A 7,878-nucleotide genomic window follows, 5' to 3' on the forward strand; every position below is an offset into this window, starting at 1 on the left:
ATGCAAGGGCAACGCGCACCGTCGTGACTCTCTCGGCCTGCCCGGTCGACGCTGCCTGAACTCGGGTAAGTGGTCGGGCAAAACGATTCCCGATCACAAGGCCGATCGCCTCGACTTCGTGCGCTCCGAGCTCGCCCGTGTCGGCATCGTCAAACCCGACACCTCACACCTGCGTATCACCCCGGTCGGGACCTGACGACAAGGACGCACCACCTCGGTCCCATCTGGTCATGGCACTCGTCGCCGCCCGCATCAACCAACGCGCCGAGTACACAAACGCCCGCCTCGAGATGACCGAAGGTCACCAGGCGACGGTGATGTTTCACGCGAAACCGTTGTGCCACAACAGAGTTCGTTCGTTCAGCAATCCGCAGCATAGGGAGGAATCCGAGATGAACACCGAAGACACGTACCTGAGGGCCAAGGACTGCGAAGCCCTCACCGGTATCCCCGAGGCCACCTGGCGGTGGTGGGCACACGTCGGACAGGGACCAGCAAGCTTCAAACTCAGCGCTCGCCGTCGGGTGTGGCGAAAGTCTGTCGTCCTGGCCTGGATCGAGGAGCGGGAGCGGCTCACCAGCACGCAGGCAGCAGCCTGATGAGCACGTCACCGCGTCGCCATCGACGTTCAGGAGTTGAGCCGCGCTGGTTCAAGACTGTGACCGTCGTGAGCGAGGATGGCACGACAACCCGCGAACAGGTGCCGTCAGCGAACCACGGCAAGGGCAAGAAATGGCGGGCGCGCTACGTCGATGACCAGGGCAACGAGCACGCCAAAGGGTTCGACCGCAAGACCGATGCGCAAGCCTGGCTGAACGCGCAGATGTCCACGCTCGTCCAGGGCACTCACGTATCGCCACGGGATGCACAACTGACCATGCAAGAGTGGTGCGATCTCTGGATTCAGGGCTACGCAGTTCATCGTGACTCGACCGTTCGGCAAGCCAAGGTTCATATCAAGCTGATCACGCATGAGTTCGGTATGGTGCCCTTGGCTGCCGTCCGGCCATCCTCGGTGAAGTCTTGGGTAGCAAAACTGAAGACTGAGAAGCGTGAGCCGAGCTACGTCTACGCCGTGCATTCGCGCCTCTCGCAGATCATGAGCGACGCAGTGCATGAGGGCCTACTGGTCCGCAACCCATGCTCGCGCCGAACCGCGCCCCCGATGGGCAAGCAGAAGCCGTATGTCGCTACAACGCAACAGGTTTGGGCGATCTACGATGCGTTCCCGAAGCACCTACAGGCGTCCGTTCTGCTCGGTGCATTCGCCGGTCTTCGGGTCGCTGAGGTGTCCGCGCTCAAGGTCGCCGATATCGACCTCATGCGGGGCGTGGTGAACCCCAAGCAGCAATGGAAGGACGAACCGCTCAAGACCGACGCGAGCCAGACACCGATACCGATACCGAGGGAACTGGCGTTGCTGCTGTCGGCGTCAGTTAAGAAGTGGCCTGGCGAACACATGGTGACCGATGGCATGGGCAACCCTGCGCCACCCTGGCACATCGATCGCGCCCTCCGTGCGGTGCGGAACGCGGGCAAGGTGCAGTCATTGCCCGAGGAGTTCAGCTTCCACGACTTCCGGCACTACTTCGCGTCGCTGCTCATCTCCAAGAAGGCGGACATCAAGACCGTGCAAGTCCGCCTCCGCCACGCCAGCGCCAAGACCACGCTCGACACCTACGGGCACCTGTGGCCGGACGCGGACGAGTCCACCCGAACCGCAATCGGTGAGGTGATCGCGGAACGGATGGACTCGGGTACTGCTACTGCGGATGAACTGCGGACGGAGGACCAGGGTTAGATGCTCAGCCGCAGGTCAAGCCCCCAATACGACTTACACGTCGAAGTACAGCTCCGTACTTTGCAGGCATTGCATCCCTTCTCCCTCTTGAGGACCTATTCATCTTAAGTCCTCTGTAGGTCTTGACTTGATCCACGGCCATCTTCTATGATCCTATAGAAGTTAGTCCTATATAGGACCCCCACAATACTGACATACAGGAGCTGATTTCAATGGCACTCAAGGGCTACCGCTTCCCGATCTCTCACTCCGAAGCCTTTCCTATGGGCTTGGTCCTGGTCGGTCCGATCGAGCCGCTGACCAAGTACAACCAGGACCGTAATGCTGCCCCTGAGCAGCGTTACGACTTCGATCCCGAAGACCGGCGCCGGTACGGGCCTGCTGATGTGGAAGGCCACGGTCACCGATCCGTCGGAGACAAATTCCAAGCGCGCCAGCTTTCAGCTGATCTTCCTGCGGAGGTTCAGCGGTGCCCTCTACTCCTGAGGTTGTGCCGGGTATGCGTCAGGTTGAGCTGGAGGTTGCTGGCCGAGCCGCGCGTGATGGGTCAGGGTGAGTTCAAGTACCAGGGCTTCAATTTCTATGCCGGTGGTATCAAGGGCGATAACTCTGGTGCGAAGGTCAGCCAGCCTGCCGCGTCGAAGGCTGCGTGATTGCCATGTCGCACATGTCCACCTCGGCGGGGTCCTGCGATCGAGTCGCCGCTGTCTATCACCCGGCCACGACCACCAAGGACGGTTACACCCGTCCGGCGACGGTGTGGATCGGCCTGGAAAGCACCCTCAGCAGTACGCACGCGACGATGTTTCTGGACATCGATCACGTGCGTGAACTGGCGCAGCGGTTGCCGGAACTGCTGATGGCTCACGATGCGGCCGAACATGCCCGCACCGAACAGGCTGCCGCCGAGAAGTCCGTGGCCGAGTCCAAGGCGGCGTGACGATGAGCACGGCGGATCGGCAGTCCAAGGGAATGGCGTGGGCTCGCTGGTCCGCCGTTCTCGTTGTCGTGGTTATCGGTGTTGCCGCGTTCGTGTTGTCGTTCGCGGCGTTGCAGGACCTCGCGGTGAAGGCTCGTACTCCTGAACGGCTGGCGTGGCTGTTCCCGGTCATTGTGGACGGCACCATCATTCAGGCCACCATCGCGCTGCTGGTGTTGGCCGACAGTGATGACCGGAAGTGGTTCGAGCGTGTCCTGGTTGCTGGGGCTGCGGTTTCGATCGGTGGCAACGTCGCTCACGCTGTGGTGTCTGGTCATGGTGTGGGTGCTGCTGTCCTGGCGGTGATCGCCCCGGCTGCTCTGTTGATCGATACGCATGGTCTGGCGGTGCTGTTGCGCACTCATCGATCGTTCCGATCGAATCGGCTGAGCCTGTAACGGATTCCGTGCCTGCGGAAACCTCATTCCCCGAACCTCCGATCGCCGAACTTGTCGTCGCTGAACCTCCGATCGCCGAACTTGTGGTCGCTGAACCCTCGACCCCGGAGCCTGCCTCGGTGCCGGTGAAGTCTCCGATTCCTCCGATGCCTGTCCGGCCTGTCGCACCGCCTGTGCGTGTGGCTCGGTCTTTCCAACCTCCGCGTCCGGCCCCGGTTCGGCCGGTCGCTGCTTCCTGAAAGGTGTTGATTAGCAATGGATTTTATGCACAAGTGCGAGGGCTACTGGGTCTCGCGTGAGATCTATGACGTCGTTGAGTATCGAGTGGGTGGTACCAAGATTGCGGGTTACGGCTCGCCGGGTGTCCGCTTCAACAGTGAGGCGTTCGGACCGATCGCGCCGAAGGATTCGATCCTGGTGACCTTCGGTGGCAGCGACCTGCACAGCTCTGGTGGCCTATGCCCGGACTTGGTTATGCCCGTCGAGTCTGCGGTGTCGTTGATTTCGCTGCTGCGTGCCGCAGTGACTGACGCCCTGATCGCTGAGGGGCAAGAACTGGAACCGATCCCGTTCGTCGACGTCACGCCGAGAAGTGCACCTGCCCATATTGCGCCTACATGCAGGATCGGTCATGAGTTTGGCAACCATGTTGCCCCGCTGGCTGCGATTGCTGGTGGTGTGGGTATGGCGGCTCGGATGGCGTACTGGTCACGGCAGAAACCGGTTCCGCGTGAGGAGACGGTCGCGGATTGGGTGGCTGCGGCACCGGTCGAGTTGAAGACTTCGATCTTGGTGTTCTGCGATCGCCAGCAAGAGTTGATGCTGTGGAGTGAGCTGAATCTCGGGTCGATCAAAGACGGATTCCCCACGGTCTTGAATGTCGAGTACACCGTCCACGGGCTGGATGTGGACGTGCAGATGCGTGGCGGCCATAAGCTGTCGGACTGGACAGATCAGAACACTCTGGACGCGTTCGCCCAGTACATCAGTGTTCCCGAGGTGACTGCGCTGTCGTCGTTTCCCGGATTCATCCGCGTCCAGGTCAGGGTGGCGGACACTCTCGCTGACCCGTCCCCGGTGCCGTTGATGGTTGCTGATGATTGGACTTGGAGGCGGTTGCCTCTGTGTTCGAGGATGGCGAGACCTGGAGTGTTCCGGTCCAGGGCCGTCACATCCTGATTGCTGGCGGTATGGGTGCGGGTAAGTCGAGTCTGTTGTGGTCGTGGTCAACGGGATGGGTCCGGCGATCCGTTCCGGTCGGGTGGACTTGCGGGTGATCGACCCGAAGGGCGGCATGGAACTGGGGTTCCTGGAACCTTGTGCACCCGGTTCGCCTGCACCGGCGAAGAAGAAATGGTCGGACTCCTGGAAGAGACCGTCAAAGACCTCCAAGAAGCCACCCAACGCTATCGGGGCAAGGTCCGCAAACCCGTTCCTACACCCGAGAACCCGCTTGTCGTCACGATCATCGATGAAGCGGCCGCTCTGTCGGCGTTCTCCACCCCGAAGATGCAGGATCGTTTCGAACGCGCTCACGGTCTGCTGCTCTCACAGGGACGCGCACCGCTGTACTCGGTGATCGAGACAGTGATCGATCCGTCGAAAGAGAATGTGCCGCAACGGCAGCTGCTTCCGTATCGGGTCGGGATGCGCATGGACGAAGCCGCCCAGGTAGCCATGATCCACGGCCAGGGTGCCCGTAATCGCGGCTCCTACTGCGACCAGATACCGCACACGACACCCGGGGTGTGCTACGTGCAGGAAGACGGCAAGGCAGGTTTCCGGCGGGCTCGGGCGTTCATGGTCACCGATGCTGATGTGGACCGGATCGTGGCGCAGTACAAGCCGATTCCCCGCCCGGTCGACCTGGACGCGTTCGCCCAGGAGCGTGCGGCATGAAAACCGGGCTCGTCACCGAGGTGCATGTGGTCATCTACTGCGACGTCTGCGGTGACGTCTACTCCGAAACCGACAGCGAGTCGACCTGTTTCGACTCCACCATACCACGCCTGTCCGGCTACCTCAACGCTCGATCCGCTGTGTCGGCTGGATCTTGACGGCGACAAGGTCATCTGCGACGGCTGCCAAGCATTGGCCCGCTGCACCGAAGCTGGCCACACCTTCCCCGACCGTCGTGTCACCGTGCGGCGGCTCAACAAAACCACCCGTTCCCGCTCCTGCATCGTGTGCGGCATCTTCGAAATCGAGGCCCTGCCATGAACACCAGCCACCGTTACGACGACAAACGTCATCGACCTGCAAGCACGCCGCCGCTGCCAGCTGCAAGCCCGTGGCCTCGACCCGTCACGGTCGCGGTTCACCTGTTCGCCGAAACCGGGACACTCCGGCCTGGGGCACCGATGACTACGACGGTGGGGACTGGGCGGCATGAACAGCCACGAGTCCTCACACAGCTATTGGAAGCCGGAGCGGGGCATGGACTTTCACCGAGTACTGGTCGCCGCCGATCGTGGGCATCTGCGGGAATCGTGCGAGGTATTCGCAAACTACCTTCCCGACGCCATCCAGGATCGGCAGATCAGGTGACCCTGCACAAAGTAACACAACTTCGCCGCTGTGGCTGCATCTGGCCATGACCGTCGACGACGCCATCGCGGTAGTTGGTGTGCTACAAGCCGCAATCCGGCAGGCCACAGGCGGCAAGCGCGACTGGGAAGACCTGCCATGACCGGCACTGCGAATCCTGTTTCGCGACACCCGAATCCAACGAATCGATCGTTGCGAAGGCAGCAGCGTCGATCCGGAAACCACGCCCGAAACGCAAGGACTGCACGAACCCTGCCGGAACCAACTCGCCTTGTTCGAACCCGCACCCGAAGGGGGCCACCGAAATGATCTGGGCGGATTATCTCCCGGTTCGTGCCCGCTACCTCGCCTGGTATCGCTACCGGCGTCGTTGGACCCGCCTCATGACCGCCGCCCGCCTCACCCTCACTGCGGACGGCACTACCCGAGTCCCGCGCTTGTTGTCGGTCCGTATCGGTGACACCGCCGACCGGTCCGGGTTCGATGCTCGACGGAGCACCTGCCCCGCCGACTACGAAAACCGCACCAACCCACCTCGCCACACTTCGGCGCCCACGGCTGCGACGCCGCCGTCATCGGCCCCGGAACAGTGGAAATCGTTCTCTACCAACATGATTCACCCGAATTCCCCGCCCTGGTCGAACGGCCTGAAGGGACGCGGCATAACAGCACGACAACGGAGGCCGGCCCGGGGGAACACCAACCCTGATCCGGCCTCCGGGTCATTCACCCGGCAAACCGCAGCCATGCAGTACTCGACCAGACCACCGAAAATGGAAGGGGGACAACACGTTATGACCGCACCGATTATCGGTATCGCCCCCGCGCGGGAAACCGCTGCCGATCGACGCGCGATGGCCCGATATCAGCGATATCGCCGAATCCGCCGCCGAGAAGGAAGGGCGTGTGTGCTCGCGTTGTTCCTATGCGGGCGTTCGACCGATCACCTCCCGCACCTCCTACGTCGGTGCCCCCTGTAAGTCCACCAACGCCACCACCTGCCCGGCGTGTGCTAAAGCGAACCGCTACCTGCGCATGACCCAGCTGCGTGATGGCTGGTGCACCGAACACGAACCCGCCGACACCACCACCGAACCCACCCAAGACCAACGCGATGTCCTGGCTGCTCGTGCGGAGCTGTTCAACGAGTACCACGACGCACGCGGTGACGGTGACGATGAACTCGCGGATGCGATCAAGGCTTTGGTGGCCGACCTCGATATCGAGTTGCGGGAACTGGGTGTGCGTGGACAACTCCCGCCGCTGGACCCCAAGCCCCGCCGCAAAGCCAAGTCCACTCGTCGTCGTGACGACGTGCCCGACCTGCCCCGTAGGAAGGTCAACAAGGCCCTCACCGTGGGCACTGCGTACGCGGACGGCAAGTATCGGCCCTCAACGTTCTTCACCCTCACGCTGCCGTCCTACGGGCACATCAACAAGGTCCGCGACCCGAAGACTCGGCTAAGATTGGTGTCCGTCGGTTCCCCCGCGTGGACCCTCGATGGCCTACGACTAACCCCGTCAGGCTCGCGACACGATCCACCTCGCTAAGGGGTTCGGACCGGAGGATGCAGAACTTCGTCTCGTGCGTCGGCTGGATCGTGCATACTTGGTCGTCGGTGGACCGCAGCGTCGTGGTGCCCCGCACTTGCACATCGCTATTCGGGGGTTCGATCTCCTCGCAGCTGCTGTATCAGGTCCACTGCGGCAACCTACGTCAATGTCTGGTGGCCGCACTTCGACCAGCCCGTGTACGGCAGCGACAACATGCCGGTGGTGGGACTACACCGCCCGGTACTTTCACCGACCGCGCGCACCCGTAAGCCGCTGACTTACTGGGACGACGCGCTGGAGACGATGGATTCGGTCGACGAACCTCGAACCGGCTCACACCCTCAAGTTCGGTGGTCAGTCCAAGGCGGGTCAGGTCCTGGGCGGCAGCGACAAAATGGACATCAAGGTCCGGTATCTGACGAAGTATCTCCACCAAGTCCATCGGGAAGTCCTCGAGACCGACTCGACCCGCGTTGCCGTGCATTACGAACCGGCTCCACGCCGAGCTGCAACACACTCCGTGCTCGCCTCGGTGTGGTGTGTGGTTGCGCTAGCGGCATCGTCCCCAAGGGTGCCAGCGAGAAGACCCAACCGGGTAA

General features: G+C 62.1%; 11 protein-coding genes. All 11 read left to right on the forward strand.

The features are described 5' to 3' along the window. A partial coding sequence (locus tag LKE06_RS27270) for a replication initiator (RefSeq protein ID WP_372477434.1) occupies positions 1-196 on the forward strand: 196 nt, incomplete at its 5' end. Between the two features lie 34 nt (positions 197-230). After that, entirely contained in the window at positions 231-599 is a 369-nt protein-coding gene (locus tag LKE06_RS32980) for a helix-turn-helix transcriptional regulator (RefSeq protein ID WP_308188445.1), read from the forward strand. Between the two features lie 68 nt (positions 600-667). Next, on the forward strand, positions 668-1,801 hold the full coding sequence (locus tag LKE06_RS27280) for a tyrosine-type recombinase/integrase (RefSeq protein WP_228002209.1): 1,134 nt from the start codon (positions 668-670) through the stop codon (positions 1,799-1,801). 212 nt (positions 1,802-2,013) lie between these two features. After that, positions 2,014-2,454: a hypothetical protein gene (locus tag LKE06_RS27285; protein WP_228002218.1), complete on the forward strand. Its 441-nt coding sequence runs from the start codon at positions 2,014-2,016 to the stop codon at positions 2,452-2,454. Between the two features lie 14 nt (positions 2,455-2,468). Next, positions 2,469-2,741 (forward strand): hypothetical protein, encoded by a 273-nt coding sequence (locus LKE06_RS27290; protein WP_228002203.1) that lies wholly within the window; start codon positions 2,469-2,471, stop codon positions 2,739-2,741. A gap of 2 nt (positions 2,742-2,743) precedes the next feature. After that, positions 2,744-3,178 (forward strand): DUF2637 domain-containing protein, encoded by a 435-nt coding sequence (locus LKE06_RS27295; RefSeq protein ID WP_228002219.1) that lies wholly within the window; start codon positions 2,744-2,746, stop codon positions 3,176-3,178. 255 nt (positions 3,179-3,433) lie between these two features. Next, the gene (locus LKE06_RS27300) at positions 3,434-4,357 is read left to right on the forward strand and encodes a hypothetical protein (RefSeq protein WP_228002220.1); all 924 of its coding nucleotides are present in this window, start codon (positions 3,434-3,436) and stop codon (positions 4,355-4,357) included. Between the two features lie 174 nt (positions 4,358-4,531). Next, positions 4,532-5,077, forward strand: coding sequence for a hypothetical protein (locus LKE06_RS27305; RefSeq protein WP_228002221.1), 546 nt, complete (start codon positions 4,532-4,534; stop codon positions 5,075-5,077). Beyond that, the gene (locus LKE06_RS27310; RefSeq protein WP_228002222.1) at positions 5,074-5,235 is read left to right on the forward strand and encodes a hypothetical protein; all 162 of its coding nucleotides are present in this window, start codon (positions 5,074-5,076) and stop codon (positions 5,233-5,235) included. The genes LKE06_RS27305 and LKE06_RS27310 overlap by 4 nt, the downstream gene beginning before the upstream one ends. 331 nt (positions 5,236-5,566) lie before the next feature. Further along, the gene (locus LKE06_RS27315) at positions 5,567-5,725 is read left to right on the forward strand and encodes a hypothetical protein (protein WP_228002223.1); all 159 of its coding nucleotides are present in this window, start codon (positions 5,567-5,569) and stop codon (positions 5,723-5,725) included. Positions 5,726-6,631: 906 nt separating this feature from the next. After that, the gene (locus LKE06_RS27320; RefSeq protein WP_228002224.1) at positions 6,632-7,276 is read left to right on the forward strand and encodes a replication initiator; all 645 of its coding nucleotides are present in this window, start codon (positions 6,632-6,634) and stop codon (positions 7,274-7,276) included. The last annotated feature ends 602 nt before the right edge of the window (positions 7,277-7,878 follow it).

Source organism: Nocardia australiensis, from assembly GCF_020733705.1.
Taxonomy (GTDB): Bacteria; Actinomycetota; Actinomycetes; order Mycobacteriales; family Mycobacteriaceae; genus Nocardia; species Nocardia australiensis.

Coding starts and splice junctions, on each gene's coding strand:
- LKE06_RS27290 (WP_228002203.1), top strand. CDS start 2,469: ATGTCCACCTCGGCGGGGTCCTGCGATCGAGTCGCCGCTGTCTATCAC.
- LKE06_RS27305 (WP_228002221.1), top strand. CDS start 4,532: ATGGTCGGACTCCTGGAAGAGACCGTCAAAGACCTCCAAGAAGCCACC.
- LKE06_RS27295 (WP_228002219.1), top strand. CDS start 2,744: ATGAGCACGGCGGATCGGCAGTCCAAGGGAATGGCGTGGGCTCGCTGG.
- LKE06_RS32980 (WP_308188445.1), top strand. CDS start 231: ATGGCACTCGTCGCCGCCCGCATCAACCAACGCGCCGAGTACACAAAC.
- LKE06_RS27300 (WP_228002220.1), top strand. CDS start 3,434: ATGGATTTTATGCACAAGTGCGAGGGCTACTGGGTCTCGCGTGAGATC.
- LKE06_RS27285 (WP_228002218.1), top strand. CDS start 2,014: ATGGCACTCAAGGGCTACCGCTTCCCGATCTCTCACTCCGAAGCCTTT.
- LKE06_RS27310 (WP_228002222.1), top strand. CDS start 5,074: ATGAAAACCGGGCTCGTCACCGAGGTGCATGTGGTCATCTACTGCGAC.
- LKE06_RS27315 (WP_228002223.1), top strand. CDS start 5,567: ATGAACAGCCACGAGTCCTCACACAGCTATTGGAAGCCGGAGCGGGGC.